Consider the following 22,915-nt stretch of genomic DNA (forward strand, 5'->3'; position numbering starts at 1 on the left):
TGATTTTGACATTGGACATAACTCCTCAGACAAAGGTTTGGGTGTTCTTTCACTCTTCCATGACAGTTTTCCTGATTAACGTTTAACTATAGAACATCTCTTGTGCCTTGCTGTTCATGCTTTCCGGCTATAGTTTTAATCCATAGCAACAAATTTTCGTATGGACACTTGCCTGGAGACCCCCGATGAAAAAAGAAGAATTGCTTACCCTGAAACAGGCTCCGACCAGCTTTGCCCCTGCCGTCACTCCCGTCGCCAGCACCACGATCCACACGGATACCGACGGGTTGCACGCAGGCCAGACCACCATTCCCTCACAGGGCGAAGATATGCCCGCTTATCTCGCCCGTCCGGAACAGTTCACCGGTAAATTGCCGATCATTCTGGTGGTGCAGGAAATTTTTGGCGTACACGAACATATTCAGGACATTTGCCGTCGTCTGGCAAAACAGGGCTATATGGCCATCGCACCCGAGCTGTATTTCCGTCAGGGCGACCCGCGTGATTACACCGAAATCAGCGAACTGTTTGCCAAACTGGTCAGCAAGGTGCCGGATCAGCAGGTACTTTCCGATCTCGACCACACCGCGCATTGGGCCTCCCAGCACGGCGGGGATATTTCCAAATTAGGCATCACCGGTTTCTGCTGGGGCGGGCGAATTACCTGGCTTTATGCGGCGCATAATCCGCAGCTGAAAGCGGGCGTGGCGTGGTACGGCAAACTGGTCGGCGACAAAACGCTGACCAGCCCGTCGAATCCGGTAGACCGCGCGGCGGCGCTGGATGCCCCGGTGCTGGGTTTGTATGGCGCGGAAGATTCCAGCATTCCGCCGGATACCATTGAAACGATGCGGCAAGCCATCCGGGCCGCCAATGCCACGGCAGAAATCGTGGTCTATCCCGAAGCGGGCCACGCCTTTAATGCTGATTACCGCGCAAGCTATCATGCCGAAGCGGCCACCGATGGCTGGCAGCGGATGCTGGCATTCTTTGCTCAGTACGGTGTGAAATAAAAAGTCCGCGTGAAATCATTTAAAGCGTGAAAAACGACAAAGCCCGACAGGTTTTCCTGCCGGGCTTTTTATCGCAATGACATCCGTTACAACGACAGTTGCCCGAAAGCCCCCTGCCAGTCCTGCTCAAATTGATCGACTGCCGCCTGCACGGCGGGCGCGCTGATAAATTGCTCCGCCACATCCACCGGAAGAGTCACGGACTGACACCCCGCCAGCAGACAAGCCAGCACCTGACGCGGCGTTTTAAAGCTGGCCGCCAGCACTTTGGCATGCGGCGCATGAAGCGTCAGTAATTGCTGAAGCTCCGTCACCATTGCAATGCCGTCACCGCCCTGGGCATCCACCCGGTTGACATAAGGCGCAACATATTCAGCCCCCGCCAGCGCCGACAGCAATCCCTGCCCCGCGCCATACACTGCCGTGCCCAGCGTCGGGATTTTGCGGGTACGCAGAATCTTAATCGCCGCCAGCCCCGCTGGCGTCACCGGCACTTTCACCACCAGCCCCGGCACGCGGGAATGCAGCAATTCGGCTTCTTCCACGATCTGCTCCGTCTGGTTGGCCAGCACCTGAGCAAATAGTTTGCCTTCACCGCCCAGCGCATCACGCAGGGCTGGCAACACTTCCCACAATGAGGTGCCCGCTTTGGCAACAATGCTCGGGTTGGTGGTCACGCCCTGCAACGGCAAAATACGTGATAAATGTTTCACTGCGCTGATATCCGCAGTATCCAGATAAAGTTCCATACCCTCTCCTGTCAGAGTTCCAGTTCTTGTTTCAGCAGCGTTTCTATTTGTGCTGCGGTGGTCGAATGCATCAGTGCATCGCGGAAACTGTCATGCATGATCCGCCGCGCCAGCTTTGAGAAAATCCGCATATGCTGGTCGCCCGCGGCGTGTTTATTCAGGGTCAGCATGATGACAAATTGCGCCTCTTCATCGCCCCATTGCACCGGTTGCGGTAATTTCGCCACGCTGATGGTCGATTGCTCAATGTGTTCCGATTTGGTGTGCGGAATGGCAAAACCAAATCCCAGCCCGGTGGAAAATACCGCTTCACGCGCCCAGACATCGGCGGCGAGCTTGCGCGGATAGCGGCATCGCCCGGCCAGCATCAGGTTATCAACCATGCCTTTAATCACTTCTTCCTTGCTGCGCCAGTCGGCATTCAGCGCCACGCATTCGGCGGTGATCAGCGGCGCGTCGTTAACGGTCATCCGGAACTGCGCCAGCAGGTGTTCCACTTCCAGCGAGGTACGGCATTGCATCGCGCGGTTGAGCAGCAGACGGCACTCGCGGCTGTCGAGCTTTGCCAGACGCGCCTTGGTGACCGGCACGGACGGCGCACTCATGCTGATTTCATCCAGCCCCAGCCCGACCAGCAGCGGTAACACCGAGCCTTTCGCCCCCAGCTCGCCACATAAGCCAATCCATTTCCCGTGACGATGCACTTCACGCACGACGTGATCCAGCCCGCGCAGAAATGCCGGATTCAGGCTGTTGTAATGGCGGGTCACTTTGGCGTTATCCCGGTCAACCGCCAGCAGATACTGCGTCAGGTCATTACTGCCGATGCTAAAGAAATCAATCTCTTCGCAGCACTGATCAATGATGAACATCACCGACGGCACTTCCAGCATGATCCCCAGCTGAATTTTTTCATCAAACGGGATCTGCTCACCGCGCAGCGACTGTTTGGCTTCCGCCAGCTGATCTTTCACCCATAAAATCTCTTCCATGGAGGAGATCATCGGGATCATGATTTTCAGCGGTCCGTGTGCCGACGCACGCAGAATTGAACGCAACTGGGTGCGGAATAACGGCAGGAATTCCTGATAGATACGCACGGCGCGATAGCCGAGGAACGGGTTATTTTCGGCAGGGATATTCAGATAATGAACCGGTTTATCGCCGCCGATATCCATGGTGCGGATAATAATGGTTTTACCCCTGGCGGCTTCCGTTGCCTGACAGTAAATGTTGTACAGTTCATCTTCGGAAGGCGCACTGACGCGATCCATATAAAGCATTTCAGTACGGAACAGCCCGACGGCTTCCGCGCCGTTGGCAAAGGCCGCGCTGGCCTCCACCGAATGCGCGATATTGGCCGCCACTTCCAGCCGCACGCCATCGGCGGTGTAGCCGGGTTTCTCAAGGTATTCGCTCTGCTGCTCACGCAAAGCCTGATGTACCGCCTGTTCCTGACGGTAATAACGGCGCACCGGTTCACTGAGCGCGCAGGCAATCAGCCCCAGATCGCCGTCGATCTGCACTTCCTGCTGCAAATACGGCTGCAATGGCCGGGGATCGACCCCCACCAGCGCGGGAATATTAAACGATCGGGCGAGGATCACCGTATGCGAGGTACTCCCCCCGCTGCCGAGCAACAACCCTTTCAGGTGTTTTTTATCCAGTTCGAGAAACTGGCTCGGCGTCAGTTCATCGGCCAGACAAATGCTGGCTTCGCTCAGTGCCTGCTGCGAAGGGAAGCGCGCTTCGCCATAGATATGCTGCAACAGCTGGAAGCTGACATCACGAATATCCAGTTCACGTTCACGCAAGTAGGCACTGGAGGATTGTGCGAGTTGCGCACTGAAATACGCGGCGGTCTCCACAATGCTTTGCGCACAGCTTTGGCCTTGCGCCACGCGGTTCAGCAGAGCCTCACGCAGGCTGTTATCACGCAGCAGGGAACGGTGCGCTTCCAGCACGGCGGTGATCGTGCCGCTGCCCGCCATCAGTTGTAAATCAAGGGATTTTCCCAGCGCGGCCAGCCCGCCGGCCAGTAAACCCTGCTCTTTATCGTTGCCCTGAGATTCAGGCAAACGGGTGAGTGCGGCGAGATCCACACTGGACAGGCTGACCAGTTTCCCCACGGCACAGCCTTCGCTGACGGAGCGGGCACGGAAAAGGAGAGGAGAAAGATGCGCCAGAGATTCAGGAAGCGGCTCAAGTCCGGCGGTTTCATCCAGTTCAGGCAGGGCTTCATCGCAATGAGGAAGCTGATGTTCAATAAAATGCGCCAGTGCCGCATGTGCGGCCTCTTCATCATGTCCTTCAATCGTCACATGACATTCATCGTCCAGCAGAATATCGGCACCAATCAGCGACAGCACACTTTTGCCATCGGCAATGCGGTCTGACCGCGCATTGTGCCACTGAAAGGTTGACCCGAAGCCGTTACACAACGTCTCGATATGACTGGCCGGTCGGGCATGAACCCCATTAACCAGCATGCAGGTGAAGCTCAACTTCTTGGTCATTTCTGAATCCTCATCCCAAATTCCGGTGTAATGCACCGGCTACTTGCAGAATAAGAGTCAGACGGATCCGCTGGCTACCAGACAAAAATGACAAACACTGGATAAATGTAATGTCTGTTGTTTTTTGCGAGCCAGCTCACACGCCACCAGGGGCAGAAACCTCGCACTGTTTCAGGTTATTTGAACCTGCTCGCATTTTTGTTCGGACATTACAAAAGTCCAGTAAAACACAATTTTGTCCACTATTAGCGTCCCCGGCAGCAGCCTATTGTTGAGGTCGATAGCCTTTCTGTATCCGGGGCTTTTTCGAAAGATATTCCGTTCTTTTCGCCCGACACCGGAGCTCATCATGAAAGACCTGCTCAATATTCTAAAAAATACCCGCCAGCATCTGATGACCGGCGTGTCCCATATGATCCCTTTCGTGGTCGCGGGCGGCATTCTGCTGGCGGTGTCCGTGATGCTGTATGGCAAAGGTGCCGTGCCGGATGCCGCCACCGATCCGAACCTGAAAAAGCTGTTTGATATCGGCGTCGCCGGTTTAACCCTGATGGTGCCTTTTCTGGCGGCGTACATCGGTTATTCCATCTCTGACCGGTCCGCGCTGGCGCCTTCGGCGATCGGTGCCTGGGTCGGCGCTTCCTTTGGCGCAGGCTTCTTCGGCGCCATCATCGCCGGTCTGCTGGGTGGGATTATCGTGTTCTACCTTAAAAAGATCCGCGTGCCGAAGATCCTGCGTTCCGTGATGCCGATCTTCGTGATCCCGATCATCGGCACCCTGCTGACGGCGGGGATCATGATGTGGGGGCTGGGTGAGCCTGTCGGGTTGCTGACGGCTTCCCTGACTCACTGGCTGCAAGGCATGCAACAAGGCAGCATCATTGTGCTCGCCATTATCATGGGGCTGATGCTGGCTTTCGACATGGGCGGACCGGTCAATAAAGTCGCCTACGCCTTCATGCTGATCTGCGTGGCGCAGGGCGTGTATACGGTGGTCGCGATTGCTGCGGTGGCGATTGCCACCCCGCCGCTCGGGCTGGGTTTCGCGACGCTGATTGGCCGCAAATATTATTCCACTGAAGAACGTGAAGCAGGCAAAGCCGCGATGTTAATGGGCTGCGTCGGCGTCACCGAAGGGGCCATTCCTTTCGCTGCCGCCGACCCGCTGCGGGTCATTCCTTCCATCATGATGGGCTCTGCCTGTGCAGCGGTCACCGCCGCGCTGGTGGGGGCGCAATGCTACGCCGGTTGGGGCGGTCTGATTGTGCTGCCGGTTGTGCAGGGAAAACTGGGGTATATCGGCGCGCTGCTGGTTGGCATGGTTGTCACCGCACTGTGCGTCAACACACTTAAATATCTGGCCGCCAAAAAGCAGTCGGCGAAAACACGTCAGGAATCTGACCTTGATCTGGACTTCGAAATTAACTGATTTCTCTGCCAAAAATAGAAGGAAAACATCATGACTCACATTATTGCTGTGACTGCCTGCCCGTCCGGTGTTGCCCACACGTATATGGCCGCTGAAGCCATTGAACGCGCCGCAAAAGCCAAAGGCTGGGAATGCAAAGTGGAAACGCAGGGTTCAATCGGTCTGGAAAACGAACTGACGCCGGAAGATGTGGCGGCCGCAGATATCGTGATCCTGACCAAAGATATCGGCATCAAACAGGAAGAACGCTTTAAAGGCAAAGTGACGGTGCGCGTCGCCATCAGCGATGCCGTAAAACGTGCGGATGCCATCATGGAAAAAATTGAGGCGCACCTCGCCAAAGCCGCTGTCACGGATTGATCACAAGGAGAACAAGATGACTTCCCGTACCGAACGTCTGAAAGCCGCACTTTTCGCCAGCCCGCGTGAAATCTCGCTGGAACGTGCCCTGCTGTATACCGAAAGCCACCGCCGCACCGAAGGCGAACCCACGCTTTTACGGCGCGCGAAAGCCACGGCCTACATTCTGGATAACGTGGAAATTGCCCTGCGGGATGACGAACTGATTGCCGGTAACCGCACGGTCAAACCGCGTGCGGGAATAGTCTCTCCTGAAATGGATCCTTACTGGCTGTTGAAAGAACTGGATGGGTTTGCCACCCGTCCGCAGGATCGCTTCTCGATTTCGGCGCAGGATAAACAGATTTACCGCCAGCAACTTTTCCCTTACTGGGAATCGCGTTCGATGAAGGATTTCATCAACAGCCAGATGCCGGAAGAGGTGAAAACCGCCACCCAAACGCAGATATTCAGCATCAACCAGACTGACAAAGGTCAGGGGCATATCATTATTGATTATCCACGGCTGCTGAATACCGGTCTGGATAATCTGGTGGCGGAGCTTGTGCAACACGTTGAACAGGCAGCGGACAATGCGTTTTATCAGTCAGCCCTGATTTTGCTGCAGGCGGCGCAGCGGCATATTTTACGCTACGCCACGCTGGCAGAATCGCTGGCGGAAACTTGTCAGGACAACACCAGAAAACAGGAACTGGCGCGTATTGCCGGGGTTTCACGCCAGATTTCCGCTCACAAACCGCAGGATTTCTATCAGGCCTGTCAGCTGTTCTGGTACATGAACATCATTTTGCAATACGAATCCAACGCCAGTTCTTTGTCGCTCGGCCGTTTCGATCAGTACATGCTGCCCTTCTATCAGCATTCCCTTTCACATGGCGAATCACCGGCATTTCTGAAAGAGTTACTGGAAAGCCTGTGGGTGAAATGCAACGACATCGTGCTGCTGCGCTCGACCGCCAGCGCGCGTTACTTCGCCGGATTCCCGACCGGCTACACCATTTTACTCGGTGGCCTGACTGATACCGGCCGCAGCGCCGTTAATGTGCTGTCATTTTTATGTCTGGACGCTTATCAGAATATTTGCCTGCCACAGCCCAATCTGGGCGTGCGGGTCAATGAACTGATCGACCGTCCGTTCCTGCTGAAAACCGCCGAAACCATCCGGCTCGGCACCGGCATTCCGCAGATATTTAATGATGAAGTGGTGGTTCCTGCGTTTCTCAATCGCGGCGTGCGTCTTGAGGATGCGCGGGATTATGCCGTGGTCGGTTGCGTCGAGCTGTCGATCCCCGGAAAAACCTACGGGCTGCACGATATTGCCATGTTTAACCTGCTGAAAGTCATGGAACTGACGCTGCATGAAAACGAAGGCCACGCGGCGATCACCTATCCGGAACTGGTGGAACATATCCGCCAGAAAATCAGCCATTACGTCAGGCTGATGGCGCAGGGCAGCAATATCTGCGATATCGGCCACCGCGACTGGGCGCCGGTTCCGCTGCTGTCTTCTTTCATCGACGGCTGTCTGGACAGCGGGCGCGACATCACCGCAGGCGGCGCGCGTTACAACTTTTCCGGCGTGCAGGGGATTGGCATCGCCAACCTCAGTGATTCCCTGCATGCGCTGAAAGGTATGGTGTTTGATCAGCAACGCCTGACCTTTGATGAGCTGCTGGCTTCACTGAAAGAAAATTTCGCCAGCGAGGAAGGTCGCGCCATCCGCGCCCGTCTGATTAACCGCTTTGAAAAATACGGCAATGACATTGATGAGGTTGATCTGATCAGTGCCGATTTGCTGCGGTTTTATTGCAAGGAAGTCGAGCAGTACCGCAACCCGCGCGGTGGTCAGTTCACACCGGGGTCTTATACGGTTTCCGCACACGTGCCGCTGGGTGCGGTGGTCGGCGCAACGCCGGACGGTCGTTATGCCGGTGAGCAACTGGCGGACGGCGGCCTTTCGCCGATGCTGGGACAGGATCATCAGGGGCCGACAGCGGTGCTTAAATCCGTCAGCAAACTCGACAATATGCTGCTCTCCAACGGCACGCTGCTGAATGTAAAATTCACACCCTCCACGCTCGAAGGCCAGCAGGGGCTGAATAAACTGGCCGATTTTCTCGGCGCGTTCACCCGCCTGAAGTTGCAACATGTGCAGTTCAATGTGGTGAATGCCGAACAGCTTCGCGAAGCGCAAAAACGACCGCAGGATTTCGCGGGGCTGGTCGTCAGGGTGGCAGGATACAGCGCGTTCTTTGTTGAGCTGTCAAAGGAGATTCAGGATGACATCATTGGCCGCACCGCGCATCAGCTCTGAGTTGCGCATTCCGGTAATCAATGCGCCGGAAAGACAGGGACGTATTTTCAACATCCAGCGTTTTTCCCTCAACGATGGCCAGGGTATCCGTACCCTGGTTTTCTTCAAAGGCTGTCCGCACCGCTGTCCGTGGTGCGCCAACCCTGAATCCATGTCGCCACGCATTCAGATCATCAAACGTCAGGCAAAATGTCTGAACTGCCGCACCTGTCTGCAGGATCCCAGCGAATGCCCGAGTGGTGCGATGGAATACGTCGGCGAAGACATCCCGCTGTCCGCTTTAATGACGCGACTGCTGAAAGATGACGTGTTTTTCCGCTCATCGGGCGGCGGAGTGACGCTTTCCGGCGGCGAAGTGCTGATGCAACACGCGTTTGCCGGTGAGTTGCTGAAAGCGTTGCAGAATTTAGGGATTCATACAGCAATCGAAACGGCGGGCGATGCACCGCAGGATCATCTGCTGTCGCTCACCGATCACTGCGATCAGGTGCTGTATGACTTCAAAATCATGGATCCCGCTCAGGCGAGATCCGTGCTCAATATGAATCAGCCACGGGTGCTGGAAAATTTCACGGCACTGGCTCAACGCGGCGTTAAACTGCTGCCCCGCCTACCGCTGATCCCCGGTTTCACCCTGACGCTGGAAAATATGCGACACATTCTCGATTTCCTTAAGCCCTTCAACTTACATGAAATCCATCTGCTACCCTTCCATAAATACGGTGAAGCGAAATACCCGTTACTGGATAAAACGTATTCAATGCACAAAATCCCTGTGCCGGATGCCGCAACTATTGCACCGTTTCAGGCGATGGCCGAAAAATACGGCTATAAGGTGACACTCGGTGGATAAATTTTTTAATCAGGGGAAATGATATGTCGCTCAAACTGGTTGCCGTGACTGCCTGTATCAGCGGTGTGGCGCATACGTATATGGCGGCAGAAAAGCTGGAAAAACTGTGCCAGCACGAAAAATGGCAGGTGAAAGTCGAAACGCAGGGTGCGCTGGGCGTGGAAAATGCGCTGTCGGAAAGTGATATTGCTCAGGCGGATCTTGTGCTGCTGATCACCGAAATCCAGCTGGAAAACAGCGGGCGGTTTACGCATAGCCGCTGTGTTCAAACCGGCATTCAGCCATTTTTGCGCACACCGGAAAAAGTGATGGCGGCCGTTAGAAAAATCGCCACCTCGCCGCAGGGCACAAAAATCGTGTTGTCTTAACGGCTACGGCTCAATATTTTCAAGCTGACTGCGGTACTGCCGACGGTACTCCGAAGGAGAACGCTCGGTACTTTTCCTGAACTGGCGGCAAAAATAGTTGCTGTCGACAAATCCGCAGGCATGCGCCACTTCCCTGACCTTCATGTCATAGCCTTTCAGCAAATTCTTCGCCTGCTCAAGTCGCACATAATTCAGGTATTCGTTCAGCCCGATACCGCCGCTTTTCTGGAACAAATGCGACAGATAATTCGGTGAAATATAGAAGGCTTGAGCAACAGAATCCCGGGTCAGCGGCTCGCGATAATGTTCCTCAATATACTGGCGGATAGCCTCAAACAGCGCCTGACTGCGTGACGCGGTTTGTACGGAAGAACTGAACAAATCCAGCGCGTGGCTGAGTAAGCCTTTCACCAGAAACTGCGCCGTCGCCTGATCGCTGTGGTGCCAGGCCAGTTCATTTAGCGCCTGCAACATAAACGCGCCGACCCGGGGGCCGCGTCTGGCGACATTGCCTTTTTCGCTGGCGGTGAACTGCGCACCATCCCAGTTAAGCAGGCTGAAACCCAGCTGTTGCTTGCCAAATAACAGGCTCAGCGTCCGCACCGGTTTTTCCCACTGCGGACTGTTCCAGCCTTTCGCGGGAACGAACAACACATCGCCCGCCCGCAGCCGGGTGGGCTGATTATTCCCCTGCTCATCTTCCCAGTTCATCCGCTGCTCCCCGTCGAGGATCAGTTCCAGTCGCGGGAAATCCACCTGATAAGCCAGTTCCGGCACAGGATGCTGAGCACCGGCAAAATACACCTGTCGGATACCGGCCGGATGTTCAAGTACCGGAGACAAAAGGGGAAAAAGAGAAGCAGTCATCGTCGCGCCACCTGTCAGCAGAATATTTCTATGATAACCAACCTGCGCCGGAGACTGAAAAGGAAGTCGCAAATTTGCGGGAGGGAATGGGAAATCCGGCGCGCCGGAGAAGTGACGCGCCGGTAAACACCCCGTTTCAGGGGATTACGCCTGCGGAGGCTGGCCGTTAGAGGAAGAAAGACCGCCATCCACCGGCAGGTTTACCCCGGTAACAAAACGGGCGTCATGACTGGCGAGAAAGGCAATTACATCGGCAATTTCTTCCGGCTCTGCGCCACGCCCCAGCGGGATGCGTTCGGCAAATTTTGCCAGCAGCGGCTTATTGTCTTTAATGTCTGCCGCCATATCGGTGAACGTCAGCGACGGGCACACCGCGTTAACGCGCACGCCGTCCTTACCGTGATCCATGGCGATGGCGCGGGTAAAGTTGGTCACGCCGCCCTTGGCCGCATTGTAAAAACTCATGCCCCAGTCGCCGCCCATGCCGGACACCGAGGAGATATTGACGATATTGCCTTTGCTTTTAATCAGCGCGGGCATGAAAAAGCGCGTGCAGTAGAAAACACCGCTGAGATCGATACCCATGATTTTCTGCCAGTCATCGAGGCTGGCCTCCGTCACTTTGCCCTGCACCACGACGCCCGCGCCGTTCACCAGCACATCAACGCGGCCGAATTTATCCTCAATCACTTCTGCCATACGCTCCACATCTTGCGGGTTCGAAACATCCGCCAGATGAATGTAATACTGCGTACTGCTTAAGGTTTTGGCGACTTTCTCCAGTTTTTCCTTTGTCCGGCCGACCAGCACCACAATGGCTCCTTCCGACGAAAAACGCCGTGCCGAGGCAGCGCCCATGCCCGAACCTGCACCGGTCACGACCACCACTTTATCTTTAAATCGGTTCATATTTTCTCTCCCTGTCTGATGAGGCTTAAGATTGCGAAACCTGTCTTAAGCCTAGCGGAGAACCGCGCCGCGCGTGGAAGCCGGCCGGAGATAAGAACAGCAATCGCGCCACAGCCACCGCCGGACGCGGGCTGAAAGAGACGTAACAAAGTGCGAATGAGAACAAGAAAAAAGGGGCACCGGAGTGCCCCAAACGTGTCAGCAACAACACAACGTCATTTTACTCAGTGCAAAATCAGGCTTTCTCAGCGCGCAGGCGCCTGGCGGCTTTCACCATGTTTTCCAGCGACTCGCGGGTTTCCGGCCAGCCACGGGTTTTCAGGCCGCAGTCCGGGTTCACCCACAGGCGTTCTGCCGGAATACGATCCGCCGCTTTACGCAGCAGGTCTTCAATCCATTCCACGCTGGGTACATTCGGTGAGTGAATGTCATACACGCCCGGTCCGATTTCGTTCGGGTATTCGAAGTCTTTGAACGACTCCAGCAGGTCCATATCGGAGCGTGAGGTTTCGATGGTGATCACATCCGCGTCCAGCGCGGCAATCGAGTCCATGATGTCGTTGAATTCGCAGTAACACATGTGGGTGTGGATCTGCGTGTCATCGCGGGCAATCGCGGCATTGAGTTTGAACGCATCCACGGCCCAGCGCAGGTACGCCTTCCACTCAGACCGGCGCAATGGCAGGCCCTCGCGCAGTGCCGGTTCATCAATCTGGATAATACCGATACCGGCTTTTTCCAGATCTTCCACTTCGTCGCGCAGCGCCAGCGCAATTTGTCTGGCGATGGTTTCACGGCTGACATCTTCACGCGGGAAGGACCAGCAGAGAATGGTCAGCGGACCGGTCAGCATGCCTTTCACCGGTTTTTCGGTCAGCGACTGCGCGTACTTCGCCCACTCAACGGTGATGGCCTGCGGACGGCTGACGTCGCCGATAATCACCGGCGGTTTTACGCAACGTGAACCGTAGCTTTGTACCCAGCCGTTTTGCGTGAACACAAAGCCGTCCAGATGTTCGCCGAAGTATTCCACCATGTCGTTACGTTCAGCTTCGCCGTGAACCAGCACGTCGATACCCAGACGTTCCTGTTCTTTAATGGCTTGCTTAATATGTTCGCTGATGCCGGTGCGGTATTTAGTGTTGTCCAGACGACCCTGTTTGAAGTCCAGACGCAGGCCACGGATTTCGGTGGTTTGCGGGAATGAACCGATGGTGGTGGTCGGCCAGGCTGGCAGGTTGAAACGGGCGCGCTGCGCTTTGGCGCGTTCGGTGTAAACATTCGGGCGCTCAATATCTGCGGCAGTGATCGCCGCCACGCGTTTACCGACCGCCGGATTGTTCACACGGGCGGATTCACGGCGGGCGCGGATTGGCGCGCTGTACTCCGCCAGTTTTTGCTGCGCTTCAGCGGTCGGATTGTTCAGTGCCGAGGTCAGCAATGCCAGTTCTGCGCATTTTTGCAGGGCGAAGGCGAACCAGCTTTTCACTTCCTCATCCAGACGGCTTTCGACGCTTAAGTCGATCGGGCTGTGCAGCAGCGAACAGGAGCTGCCGATCCAGATATTGCGCCCCGCCACCAGCGGTTTCAGGCGGTCAAACCAGGTGCTCAGATCGGCGCGCCAGACATTACGGCCATTGATGACACCCAGCGAAATCAGCCAGTCTTCAGGCAGTTTACTCATGACGCTTTGCAGGTCATCGCGACCGGCGACGGCGTCAATGTGCAGCCCCTGTACCGGCAACTGACGGATAGTGTCGAGGTTATGCCCGATGCTGTCGAAATAAGTGGTCAGCAGCAGTTTGGTTTTGCTCTGTTCCAGCGCGGTATAAGCCGGTTTATACGCATCCAGCCATTCCTGCGGCAGTTCCAGCACCAGAGCCGGTTCATCAATCTGCACCCATTCGATGTCACGTTTTGCCAGTTCAGCCAGCACCTGCTGGTAGACCGGCAGAATGTCGTTGAGCAGGGAAAGACGGTCAAACTGTTCGCCTTTCACTTTGCCGAGCCACAGATAGGTCAGCGGCCCCAGCAGAACCGGTTTTACTTTGTGGCCAAGCGCCAGCGCTTCGTCCACTTCTTCCAGCAGTTGTGTCCAGCTCAGTTTGAATTTCTGCCCTTTGACAAACTCCGGCACCATATAGTGATAGTTGGTGTTAAACCATTTTGTCATTTCCGCAGCGGCAGCCGATTTACCGGTCGGTGCGCGGCCACGGCCAAGACGGAATAAGGTATCGAGATCAACAGAGCCGTCGGCATTCTGGTGACGTGCGGGCACGTTTCCCAGTAACAGGCTGGTGGTGAGTACGTGATCGTACCAGGCGAAATCGCCCACCGGCACCAAATCCACGCCTGCTTCAGCCTGTTGCTTCCAGTGACGGGCGCGCAGTTCACGTCCGGTCGCCAGCAGTTCTTCATGAGTGGAATTGCCTGCCCAGTAGCTTTCTTGTGCTTTTTTAAGTTCACGACGCAGACCAACGCGTGGAAAACCCAGAGTGTGATTCAGTATCGTCATCTTTTTAATTCCTGTTTAGCCATCCAGATGTTTACACATCCATAATCCGCAGGTACTGTATATTCCACAAGCGCAAATTATTCATGACACAGTGAAGGACTCTCATGATCGAACTGAAACACCTGCGAACGTTGCAAGCACTGCGCAACACCGGGTCACTGGCCGCAGCCGCCTCGCAGCTTCATCAGACACAATCGGCCCTGTCGCACCAGTTCAGTGACCTTGAGCAACGCCTCGGTTTCAGGTTGTTCGTGCGAAAAAGTCAGCCTTTGCGTTTTACCCCGCAGGGCGAAATCATGCTGAATCTGGCTGAACAGGTGCTGCCGCAAATCCAGCAGGCGTTACAGGCCTGCAACGAGCCGCACCAGACTTCACTGCGCATCGCGATTGAATGTCACAGCTGTATTCAGTGGCTGACGCCCGCGCTGGATAACTTCCATCAGAACTGGCCGCAGGTGATGATGGATTTCAAATCCGGCGTGACCTTCGACCCGCAGCCCGCGCTGCAACAGGGCGAGCTGGACATCGTATTAACCTCCGACATCCTGCCGCGCAGCGGTTTGCATTACTCGCCGATGTTCGATTTTGAAGTGCGTCTGGTGCTGGCTCCGGATCATCCGCTGGCGGCCAAAACGGTGATCACGCCGGAAGACCTCAGCACAGAAACGCTGATGATTTATCCGGTACAGCGTCAGCGTCTGGATATCTGGCGTCATTTTCTGCAACCGGCAGGGGTCAGCCCGTCACTGAAAAGTGTCGATAACACGTTGTTATTGATTCAGATGGTGTCGGCGAGAATGGGTATTGCGGCGTTACCGCACTGGGTCGTAGAGAGTTTTGAGCGCCAGGGTCTGGTGGTGACCAAAACCCTGGGCGATGGCTTATGGAGCCGCCTGTACGCTGCCGTGCGTGACGGCGAACAGCGTCAGCCGGTGACCGAAGCCTTTATTCGTTCGGCGCGGCAGCACGCGTGCGATCATCTGCCGTTTGTTCGCGACGCGGCACGACCCAACGCCGGTGTACCCACAGTGAGGACATAATCACGGCCGCACCGATGATAAAGCTCGGCCAGTGCGGCTGCTGTTGCCAGATCGCCAGATTCACCAGCAGCCCGGCCGGGACGTGAAAGTTATTCATAATCCCCAGCGTTCCCGCATCAACCTGCGTCGCCCCGTAGTTCCACATGAAATATCCCAGCCCGGAAGCGCCGATCCCCAGCCACACCAGAATGCCCCACTGTAAATTCGTGGTCGGCAGTTTCTGCGGATTGCCCCACAGGAACCACGCCACAACGGCACACAGCAGCGCGCCAAGATAGAACCAGGAAAACGCCGTGTGCTGCGGCATCGGCCGGGTTTCCATCAGTCGTTTGTAGCCCACCTGCCCGATGGCAAAACAGATATTCGCCGCCTGCACCAGCAGCAAGCCAATGATGAAGTGTTCGCTGATATGGTCGTAACGGATAATCGCTGCCCCGGCCACCGCCAGCAGTGCGCTGAGCGCATAGCCAATGCGGATTTTGCGGCCACTGATCAGGTCATAAATCAGCGTGACATACAGCGGCGTCATCACCGTGAACAGCAGGAATTCCGGTACCGACAGATAGAGATACGCCTCGAAGCTGATGAGATACATGATCCCCAGCTGCATCGCCCCGACCGCCATATACAGCAAAATGGTGGTGAGCTGATGGCCTTTCCAGCGCAGGAAAGGCAGAAAGACCAGCGCCGCCAGCCCTAAACGGACCAGTACGGAAAACACGCTGTCGACCTGTCCGGCCAGATAGACGCCGATCAGGCTGAAGGAGAAGGCCCACAAAATGGTGGTGATAATAAGTAAAGGCACGGCAGTTCGCCCTGTTTGTCAGTGAAAAGTGTGAAAGATGCACGATTGTAACGGAATGAGGGAAACCGCGACGGGTGAAGGTGGTTGACGTCTGTTCAATTATAGAGCAAACGAGAGCCACGCCACGCTTTGAGGGAATCGTGCGCTCAAATGACACGCCCGCCGCCGGGATGGCATACACTTAAACGATGACTGTAAATGGAGGATGACCTGATGAAATGTTTATATGGAATGCTCGCCGCGCTGCCATTGCTGTTTGCCGTGCAAACCGCCAGCGCCGCCGAAAAGGTACCGAATCCTAACGATCCGCTGCTGACCAACCCGTCGCAACAGCGTATGCAGCAGCAACAGCAAAACAATCAGCAGATGCAGAAACGTCAGCAGGAGCAGGATCTGCGTAACAGTCAGCAACAGCAACAACTCAAGCTGAAGTCGCAAATCCAGAGCAATCAGCAGCGTTTGCAGATCCAGCAAAATAACCAGACGCTGAATCAGAAATTGAATCAGTAGCTAACCCAATAAATATAATTAATTCATTCACGATATAAATATCCCCCACAGAAGAAGGACATTATTTTTCTTCGGGGGGACTTTTGCTGCGTTTATATGATCACCCTCTCGTTTTTTTTGGATGAACCCCTGAGAATAGAATATTCCGCGTAACATTTTATGGAACGATTAACTATGTCGGAGAGACGAGAGCGGCGATATTTTTTACAAAACAGTTTTGATCAACTGGACCCTCCTTCATCTTTCCTGCCGCTGGAAATAAACCGGCCAGAAAGTGATTTTCGGGAACTATTAATAAAAAATGTTAGTGAGAACGTTCACTATATTATGTTTCTGACTCAGGACGAGGCATATGCTATTCTGAAAGAACTGACCCCGGTAGGAGGTTATGATATTTCAGAGCGTAATCTGGATAGTCTGGGCTATACAGCCACCTATGCCGGGAATACCAGAGACGGAATATCGATTACAAAAATAATATGGGAACTCAAAGGCTTTGGCGTACAGGCCCACATCTACAAAGCCAGAAACGGCCAGCAAATGGTTAAAATTACCGGCTACGCTGGGGTCAGGCGAATATTGATGGGCACAAACTATAAACTCACCAATATGCAGATCGTCAATATCGGCATCGGACAAAAAGGGATCAACAATAATATCATCTCCGGTATGAAATTTTGTATTTATGTCGGTCTGGCTTATCGGACATTGGAGTATATTTTCCGTGACGTGTCATCTACAGAGGAATTTTTAGGAAAAGTGGCCAGCGATGTGGCAAAAGTGATCGTAGCCGCTGCAGCGATGAAAGTTGCGGCCACAGTATTAATGGGCATAGCAGGTTTTACATTAGGCGGCGCTCTTTGTGTCGTTGTTATTGCAAGTATAGCCTTAACCTATTCGCTTGAATATATTGATGAGAAACTGGGGATCACTGAGGCGATCATTATTAAAATAGCTGAAATGCAAAAGAACACACCTCAGATTTCAGAAACATTGGGCAGAGACAGTCAGTTATTGTTTAAACGCTTATGAAAAACAAAAAAATAGAATTTGTTGTTTTTACAAAAGAACAGAGATGGAGTGCTATCGCTGTCTCTCCGATATTTATCTGGATTTGTTATCTGCTCCCCTCAATTTTTAAAGAGCAAATTATTGATAACTTATCCTACCCTGACATCGTATCCGTTGATACTTTAGCATTTATGGTCATGGGTGGGGCTCCTGTATGTTTCATATGTGCCCTTGGTGTTCCCTATGCAGGTCTGAGGGGGGTTATTTCCATTAAAAAAGGAAGAAAAATACTTATACCTGCATGTTATTTATCTCTCGCTTGCATGTTTCTGGCAATCATCTACCCGATTGGCTTTATTAGCACGCTGGAGCAAAAAGGTTACGGACACTGCTGGAAAGACACCATGCGGGGTCCGACACTTTATGTCAAAGATGCCAATGAATGCGTAAAAAGGAATTTGCCGATTATGGTCAGACCCAGAGATCAGCCTGAGGAAAATACACCTGCAACGGTTTATGAAGATCCGTTCCGTAAATGGCGAGAAAAAGCACAGAAATAAAATTGACGGGCGAGATGACCGCGCCCGTTTTTAATTACACGAAATCCGGCCCGATCACATCAATCTTATCGGTACAAATACAGTCCACGCCCCAGCCCAGCAATTCGCGGGCGCGCGCCGGATTGTTCACCGTGTACACCAGAATATGCAGCCCGGCGTCTTTAATTGCCCGGACGCGTTCCGCGTTGAGCAATTTATGATTGAGATGCAGCGAAACGCATTCCAGTTCGTCGGTCAGCGCTTTCCAGTCTTCGCGCCATTCGTCGATCAGCAGACCGCGTGGCAATTCCGGGGCGGCTTTTTTGGCGGCCATCAGCGCGTCGAATTCAAACGAGGAAAGCAGCGGCGGAATCGCCTGGTCTTTCCATAATTCACGGGCGGCCAGCGCGACGTCGGTGCCGGTTTTCTCATCCAGGCCGGTGGTCGGTTTGATCTCGATATTCACCATCATGTGATGACGGGCGCAACGCTCTGCCACCTGCGCCAGCAGCGGCAGTTTCTCGCCTTTAAATGCAGTACCGAACCAGTCACCGGCGTCGAGTTGCTGAAGTTTTTCCCACGTCAAATCCCCGGCGACACCCCAGCCGTTGCTGGTGCGTTGCAGCGTGTCGTCATGCAGCAGGAAGATTTCCCCGCCCTGTGCCAGTTTGGCGTCAAATTCGATCATGGTGTGACCGTATTTTGCGCCCGTGTCGATGGCTGCGAGCGTATTCTCCGGCGCCAGTGCGCCGCCGCCACGGTGTGCCACAATGCGTGGATAGGGCCAGGCTTTCATGTTCATTCCATCCGTAATCCGCTGTGAGTATCGAAAAAGTGTAACGCTTTCGCCGGGAAATCCAAGCGCAACAGCGATCCGGCTGTCGGGAACACTTCATGCGATAAACGCACCACCACGCCGCTGCCCGCCAGCCTGCCGTGCGCCAGATTATCCGCCCCCAGCAGTTCCAGCGTATTCAGCACCATCGGGATGCCATTTTGTGTGTCATCAGTCAGATGAATATGTTCCGGGCGGATACCGACCGTCAGCTCACGACCGCCCCATTCCGGACGGGGAACCGGCAACGTCAGCTCAAATCCGTCTTCCATCACCAGCGACGTACCGTCAGTGGTCAGCTGACCGGGCAACAGATTCATGGCCGGAGAACCGATAAAACTGGCGACAAACAGGCTGGCCGGACGGCGGTAGACCTCCGACGGCGTCCCGATCTGCTCGGCGATGCCTTTGTTCATCACGATCACCCGCTCGGCCAGCGTCATGGCCTCGACCTGATCGTGCGTGACGTACAAACTGGTGGTGCGCAGACGACGGTGCAGTTGTTGCAGCTCGAGGCGCATCTGCACGCGCAGTTTGGCGTCGAGGTTGGAAAGCGGTTCATCGAACAGGAATACCGCCGGTTCACGCACGATGGCGCGCCCCATCGCCACGCGCTGACGCTGACCGCCGGAAAGCTCGCGGGGCTTGCGTTTGAGCAGCGGGCCGAGTTCCAGAATACGCGCCGCTTCTTCGACGCGGGCGAGGATCTGCGCCTTACCGAAGCCACGAATTTTCAGGCCATATGCCATGTTGTCGAACACGGTCATGTGCGGATACAGCGCGTAGTTCTGAAACACCATCGCGATGCCACGGTCTTTCGGTTCCAGCTCGGTGACGCGCTGGTCGTTGATATAGATATCGCCGGACGTGGTACGTTCCAGCCCCGCCACCATCCGCAACAGGGTCGATTTACCGCAGCCGGAAGGCCCGACCATCACGATGAATTCGCCGTCGGCGACGTCCAGATCGATACTTTGAATGATCTGATTTTTGCCGTCGTAGGATTTGGTCACTGCCTGTAATTTCAAATTTGCCATTTCAGTTACTTCTCACTGTCTACCAGACCGCGCACAAACCAGCGCTGCATCAGGAGCACCACCGCCAGCGGTGGCAATAAGGTCAGGATCATGGCCGCCATCACCTGATTCCATTGGGTCGAACCGTCACCGGAGGAAATCATGCTTTTAATCCCCGCCACCGCCGTGCCCATTGAGGCATCGCTGGTGATCAGGATCGGCCACAAATATTGGTTCCAGCCATAAATGAAGGTGATGACGAACAGCGCCGCGAGGTTGGTTTTCGACAGCGGCAGGACGATGTCCCAAAAGAAGCGCATCGCGCCCGCGCCGTCGATACGCGCCGCTTCCAGCAGTTCATCCGGCAGAGTCATAAAGAACTGGCGGAACAGGAAGGTGGCGGTGGCCGAGGCCATCAGCGGCAGCGTCAGGCCGGTGTAGCTGTCGAGCATATGCAGATTGGCAATCACCTGTACGGTTGGGAAAATACGCACTTCCACCGGCAGCATCAGCGTCATAAAAATCAGCCAGAAGAACAGGTTACGCAGCGGAAAACGGAAATAGACAATCGCGAAGGCCGAGAGCATCGACACAGAAATCTTACCGACGGTGATCACCATCGCCATGATGAAACTGTTGATCAGCAGGCGTCCGAACGCCGGGCTGTTGTTGCCTGCGCCCTGCGTCCAGATGGTGCTGATGTTTTCCCACAAATGCGTGCCGGGGATCAGCGTCATCGGCACATCAAAAATCTGTGTGTTATCCAGCGAAGCCGCCACAAACGCGACGTACAGCGGGAATAAAATCACCAGCACGCCGAGCAGCAGCATGATGTGGCTGAAGATATCCAGCCCTCTGCGGTTTTCAATCATTGGTAACGCACCTTACGTTCGACGAAACGGAACTGAATGAACGTCAGGCCGATCACCAGCATCATCAGGATCACGGACTGCGCGGCGGAACTGGACAGGTCCAGACCGGCAAAACCTTCGCGATACACTTTGTAGATAAGCGTGGTGGTCGCCTGCACCGGGCCACCGGCTGTCGCGGCATCAATCACCGGGAAGGTATCAAAGAAGGCGTACACCAGATTGACCACCAGCAGGAAGAAGCTCACCGGTGAAATCAGCGGCAGCACCAGATGGAAGAAACGGCGTACCGGGCCTGCCCCGTCGATAGCCGCCGCTTCCACCAGCGATTTGGGGATCGACTGTAACGCCGCCAAAAAGAACAGGAAGTTGTAGCTGATTTGCTTCCAGACCGACGCCAGCACCACCAGGAACATCGCCTGACCGCTGTTTTGCGCGTGGTTCCAGTTGTAGCCCATCGAGCCTAAGAAATGGGTGATCAGGCCCAGACCTGGGCTGAACAGGAACATCCACAAGACGGCGGCCACCGCAGGCGCAACGGCGTAAGGCAAGATCATCAGCGTCTGATAAATCCGGCTGCCGCGTACCACATGATCGACCAGCGCCGCGAAGAACAGCGAAACCGCCAGCCCGATAAAGGCCACCATAAAGCTGAATTTCAGCGTGGTGTAGAAAGAGTCGAGATAGTACGGATCCTGAAACAGCTGCGTGAAGTTCGTCAGACCGGCAAACTCGCTGGATAAGCCGAACGGATCCAGCGTCTGCACCGAATACCACAGCGCCTGACCGGCAGGCCACAGGAAAAATATCGCGGTGATTAACAGCTGCGGCAACACCAGCGCGTAGGGCAACCAGCTGCAACCAAAACCGGGACGGTGTGAACTCATGATGGTTTACTCGTTAATGCGATGACAAAAGGCAGGCTACTCCGGATGAGGCGTAGCGAGCGAAGCCAGACTGGGTGCGGACAGCGCACAGCTCCCGGAGTGGACACAAAGTCCATGAGGAGAGCGAGCACTGCCCAATCCCAGACTGGCAAAGCGCAGTAGCCGACTTACTTAGTAGAAGCTTCGAAGCGACGGAGTAACAAATTCCCGCGCTGTACTGCAGTGTCTAACGCTTCTTTAGCCGTTTTCTTGCCGCTCCACACGCTTTCCAGTTCTTCATCCACGATGGTACGGATCTGCGGCATGTTGCCCAGACGCAGACCTTTGGTGAACGGTAACGGTGGCTTGTTCAGCATCTGGCGGGTAGCAACGTCAGAACCCGGGTTTTTCTCGTAGAAGCCGTCTTTTTTGGTCAGCTCATACGCCGCCGTGGTGACCGGCAGATAACCGGTTTTCTGATGCCATTCGGCGGCGATTTCCGGCGTGGTCAGGAATTGCAGGAATTCGGCAACGCCTTTGTAGGTGTCTTTGTCTTTGCCGTTCATCACCCACAGGCTTGCACCGCCGATGATGGCGTTTTGTGGCGCGCCTTTGATGTCCGCGTCGTAAGGCATCATGCCCACGCCGTAGTTGAATTTGGAATACTGACGGATATCCGCCAGCGAACCGGAAGACGCGGTGGTCATCGCACAATCGCCGTTGTAAAACTTGGCAGTGGATTCATCTTTACGACCAAAATAGGTGAAATCACCTTTTTTGTTCATGTCTTCCAGCATCTGAATGTGCTTGATTTGCTCGGGTTTGTTGAATTCCAGTACCGCATCGGTGCCATCGAAACCGTTGTTTTTGGTGGCGATTGGCAGACCGTGCCAGGCGCTGAAATTCTCAATCTGGATCCAACCCTGCCAGCCACTGGCGTAACCACATTTCATGCCCGCTTCACGCAGTTTCTCGGTATACGCGGCCATGTCCTGCCAGGTTTTTGGCGGCTGATCCGGGTTAAGACCGGCTTTCTTAAAGGCATCTTTGTTGTAATACAGCACCGGCGTGGAGCTGTTGAAAGGCTGCGACAGCAGACGGCCTTTGGAATCGGAGTAATAACCGGAAACGGTCGGCACAAACTGAGAAACGTCTTCTTTAATGCCTGCATCGCTGAACACTTCGTAAACCGGTTTGATGGCTTTGCTGGCCATCATGGTCGCGGTGCCCACTTCGTAAACCTGCAAAATCGCCGGAGCATTACCGGTACGGTATGCCGCGATACCGGCCGCCAGACTTTCGTCGTATTTGCCTTTATAGACAGGCACGATTTTGACATCAGGGTGCGTCTGGTTAAAACGGTCGGCCAGCGAGTTCACTTCTTTGCCTAATTCGCCGTCCATTGAGTGCCAGAAAGGAATTTCTGTCACAGCGAATGCATTGGCGCTGAAAGCCAGCGTCAGCGCGGTGCCGATGACCGTTTTTTTGAGGTTGATGAACATGCCTGTCTCCTGAATTCTGCTGGTGTGCT

General features: G+C 54.7%; 21 protein-coding genes. 10 read left to right on the forward strand and 11 right to left on the reverse strand.

Going from position 1 to position 22,915, the window contains the following annotated elements:
• Positions 1-185 precede the first annotated feature (185 nt).
• Entirely contained in the window at positions 186-1,013 is an 828-nt protein-coding gene (locus tag EDF78_RS23095; protein WP_131694083.1) for a dienelactone hydrolase family protein, read from the forward strand.
• 86 nt (positions 1,014-1,099) lie between these two features.
• Here EDF78_RS23095 and fsa read toward each other — a convergent pair whose 3' ends face one another.
• Together fsa and ptsP are read right to left on the reverse strand one after the other, a co-directional pair.
• The gene (gene fsa, locus EDF78_RS23100; RefSeq protein WP_119825640.1) at positions 1,100-1,762 is read right to left on the reverse strand and encodes a fructose-6-phosphate aldolase; all 663 of its coding nucleotides are present in this window, start codon (positions 1,760-1,762) and stop codon (positions 1,100-1,102) included.
• An 11-nt stretch (positions 1,763-1,773) separates the two neighbouring features.
• Positions 1,774-4,278: a phosphoenolpyruvate--protein phosphotransferase gene (gene ptsP, locus EDF78_RS23105; RefSeq protein WP_133823978.1), complete on the reverse strand. Its 2,505-nt coding sequence runs from the start codon at positions 4,276-4,278 to the stop codon at positions 1,774-1,776.
• A gap of 349 nt (positions 4,279-4,627) precedes the next feature.
• On the opposite strand from ptsP, the gene EDF78_RS23110 reads away from it, so the two are divergent.
• Genes EDF78_RS23110 through EDF78_RS23130 form a run of 5 tightly spaced genes read left to right on the forward strand, consistent with a single transcriptional unit; the run spans position 4,628 to position 9,602 of the window.
• Positions 4,628-5,707: a PTS fructose transporter subunit EIIC gene (locus EDF78_RS23110; protein ID WP_095924260.1), complete on the forward strand. Its 1,080-nt coding sequence runs from the start codon at positions 4,628-4,630 to the stop codon at positions 5,705-5,707.
• 30 nt (positions 5,708-5,737) lie between these two features.
• Positions 5,738-6,067 (forward strand): PTS fructose-like transporter subunit IIB, encoded by a 330-nt coding sequence (locus EDF78_RS23115; protein ID WP_095924259.1) that lies wholly within the window; start codon positions 5,738-5,740, stop codon positions 6,065-6,067.
• Positions 6,068-6,083: 16 nt separating this feature from the next.
• The gene (locus tag EDF78_RS23120; protein WP_133823979.1) at positions 6,084-8,381 is read left to right on the forward strand and encodes a formate C-acetyltransferase; all 2,298 of its coding nucleotides are present in this window, start codon (positions 6,084-6,086) and stop codon (positions 8,379-8,381) included.
• Positions 8,347-9,234 (forward strand): [formate-C-acetyltransferase]-activating enzyme, encoded by an 888-nt coding sequence (locus EDF78_RS23125; protein WP_133823980.1) that lies wholly within the window; start codon positions 8,347-8,349, stop codon positions 9,232-9,234. Before EDF78_RS23120 ends, EDF78_RS23125 begins: the two co-directional genes overlap by 35 nt.
• Before the next feature lie 23 nt (positions 9,235-9,257).
• Positions 9,258-9,602 (forward strand): PTS fructose-like transporter subunit IIB, encoded by a 345-nt coding sequence (locus EDF78_RS23130; protein ID WP_095924256.1) that lies wholly within the window; start codon positions 9,258-9,260, stop codon positions 9,600-9,602.
• Positions 9,603-9,605: 3 nt separating this feature from the next.
• On the opposite strand, the gene EDF78_RS23135 is transcribed toward EDF78_RS23130, so the two are convergent.
• The 3 genes from EDF78_RS23135 to metE all read right to left on the reverse strand — a co-directional run bounded on the left by EDF78_RS23135 (position 9,606) and on the right by metE (position 13,893).
• Complete coding sequence (locus tag EDF78_RS23135; protein WP_133823981.1) at positions 9,606-10,469, reverse strand: AraC family transcriptional regulator; 864 nt, start codon at positions 10,467-10,469, stop codon at positions 9,606-9,608.
• Between the two features lie 144 nt (positions 10,470-10,613).
• A complete protein-coding gene (locus tag EDF78_RS23140) occupies positions 10,614-11,378 on the reverse strand; it encodes an SDR family oxidoreductase (protein WP_131694078.1) in 765 nt (254 codons plus the stop codon).
• Positions 11,379-11,613: 235 nt separating this feature from the next.
• Positions 11,614-13,893: a 5-methyltetrahydropteroyltriglutamate--homocysteine S-methyltransferase gene (metE, locus tag EDF78_RS23145; RefSeq protein WP_133823982.1), complete on the reverse strand. Its 2,280-nt coding sequence runs from the start codon at positions 13,891-13,893 to the stop codon at positions 11,614-11,616.
• Positions 13,894-13,997: 104 nt separating this feature from the next.
• On the opposite strand from metE, the gene metR reads away from it, so the two are divergent.
• Positions 13,998-14,933: an HTH-type transcriptional regulator MetR gene (metR, locus tag EDF78_RS23150; protein WP_095924245.1), complete on the forward strand. Its 936-nt coding sequence runs from the start codon at positions 13,998-14,000 to the stop codon at positions 14,931-14,933.
• Here the strand turns inward: metR and EDF78_RS23155 are convergent.
• Positions 14,839-15,738 (reverse strand): carboxylate/amino acid/amine transporter, encoded by a 900-nt coding sequence (locus tag EDF78_RS23155; RefSeq protein WP_095924244.1) that lies wholly within the window; start codon positions 15,736-15,738, stop codon positions 14,839-14,841. The two genes, metR and EDF78_RS23155, sit on opposite strands and share 95 nt — an antisense overlap.
• A 213-nt stretch (positions 15,739-15,951) precedes the next feature.
• Here EDF78_RS23155 and EDF78_RS23160 point away from each other — a divergent pair, with 213 nt between their 5' ends.
• The 3 genes from EDF78_RS23160 (at position 15,952) to EDF78_RS23170 (ending at position 17,819) form a co-directional block, all read left to right on the forward strand.
• Positions 15,952-16,248: a DUF2756 domain-containing protein gene (locus EDF78_RS23160; RefSeq protein WP_133823983.1), complete on the forward strand. Its 297-nt coding sequence runs from the start codon at positions 15,952-15,954 to the stop codon at positions 16,246-16,248.
• 174 nt (positions 16,249-16,422) lie between these two features.
• Positions 16,423-17,280: a hypothetical protein gene (locus EDF78_RS23165; RefSeq protein WP_133823984.1), complete on the forward strand. Its 858-nt coding sequence runs from the start codon at positions 16,423-16,425 to the stop codon at positions 17,278-17,280.
• On the forward strand, positions 17,277-17,819 hold the full coding sequence (locus EDF78_RS23170) for a hypothetical protein (RefSeq protein WP_133823985.1): 543 nt from the start codon (positions 17,277-17,279) through the stop codon (positions 17,817-17,819). Before EDF78_RS23165 ends, EDF78_RS23170 begins: the two co-directional genes overlap by 4 nt.
• A gap of 34 nt (positions 17,820-17,853) precedes the next feature.
• Here the strand turns inward: EDF78_RS23170 and ugpQ are convergent, their stop codons facing one another.
• The 5 genes from ugpQ to ugpB all read right to left on the reverse strand — a co-directional run bounded on the left by ugpQ (position 17,854) and on the right by ugpB (position 22,886).
• A complete protein-coding gene (gene ugpQ / locus EDF78_RS23175) occupies positions 17,854-18,594 on the reverse strand; it encodes a glycerophosphodiester phosphodiesterase (protein WP_133823986.1) in 741 nt (246 codons plus the stop codon).
• Positions 18,595-18,596: 2 nt separating this feature from the next.
• Positions 18,597-19,670: a sn-glycerol-3-phosphate import ATP-binding protein UgpC gene (locus EDF78_RS23180; RefSeq protein ID WP_119825622.1), complete on the reverse strand. Its 1,074-nt coding sequence runs from the start codon at positions 19,668-19,670 to the stop codon at positions 18,597-18,599.
• 5 nt (positions 19,671-19,675) lie between these two features.
• The gene (ugpE, locus tag EDF78_RS23185) at positions 19,676-20,521 is read right to left on the reverse strand and encodes a sn-glycerol-3-phosphate ABC transporter permease UgpE (protein ID WP_095924240.1); all 846 of its coding nucleotides are present in this window, start codon (positions 20,519-20,521) and stop codon (positions 19,676-19,678) included.
• The gene (gene ugpA / locus EDF78_RS23190) at positions 20,518-21,405 is read right to left on the reverse strand and encodes a sn-glycerol-3-phosphate ABC transporter permease UgpA (RefSeq protein ID WP_095924239.1); all 888 of its coding nucleotides are present in this window, start codon (positions 21,403-21,405) and stop codon (positions 20,518-20,520) included. The genes ugpE and ugpA overlap by 4 nt, the downstream gene beginning before the upstream one ends.
• 167 nt (positions 21,406-21,572) lie before the next feature.
• On the reverse strand, positions 21,573-22,886 hold the full coding sequence (ugpB, locus tag EDF78_RS23195; protein ID WP_112291887.1) for a sn-glycerol-3-phosphate ABC transporter substrate-binding protein UgpB: 1,314 nt from the start codon (positions 22,884-22,886) through the stop codon (positions 21,573-21,575).
• Positions 22,887-22,915 lie beyond the last annotated feature (29 nt).

Origin of the sequence: Rahnella sp. BIGb0236 (assembly GCF_004364755.1) — a bacterium.
GTDB classification, from domain to species: Bacteria; Pseudomonadota; Gammaproteobacteria; order Enterobacterales; family Enterobacteriaceae; genus Rahnella; species Rahnella victoriana.